Raw genomic sequence first — 541 nt, forward strand, 5'->3', positions numbered from 1 at the left:
GAAGTCAGTGACCCAACCGCAAGGAGGGAGCTGCCGAAGGCGGGACGGATGACTGGGGTGAAGTCGTAACAAGGTAGCCGTATCGGAAGGTGCGGCTGGATCACCTCCTTTCTAAGGAAAAGAATAAAGTAGGAAGATGTGTTTCACTGTTGAGTTATCAAGAAAAACTTGGTAACAGCACAAAAGGAAGTTCGACTGCACTAAATTCGAGCTTCGTCGGAGACTCGCTCTCATTAAGTTGCAGCGAACAAGTTTCGCACTAAGTTCAGACTGCGGTAGAGCCTTGTCTTCACTAAGTGCTCAAACTTTCCGGTGGCGATGCGCTTCGGGGAAACACCCGTACCCATCCCGAACACGACGGTTAAGACTGAAGCGGCCGATGATACTATGCTGGAGACGGCATGGGAAAGCAGGTGGCTGCCGGGAACCCCAAAAAAAGAGCCGGGGAAAAGGCGATGAGATAGAACGGCACCATAGAAGGTGTAACCCACATCAGCGGGGAAGCGCTGTTTGGATAGCTGGTTTTACCAGTGATTAGAGG

General features: G+C 51.4%; 2 rRNA genes. Both read left to right on the forward strand.

Going from position 1 to position 541, the window contains the following annotated elements:
• Nucleotides 1–111 (forward strand): 16S ribosomal RNA (locus B5G33_RS20950); the annotation flags it as partial.
• A gap of 197 nt (nucleotides 112–308) precedes the next feature.
• Nucleotides 309–426, forward strand: a 5S ribosomal RNA gene (gene rrf, locus B5G33_RS20955).
• The last annotated feature ends 115 nt before the right edge of the window (nucleotides 427–541 follow it).

Origin of the sequence: Blautia sp. An81 (assembly GCF_002161285.1) — a bacterium.
GTDB lineage: Bacteria > Bacillota > Clostridia > Lachnospirales > Lachnospiraceae > Blautia > Blautia ornithocaccae.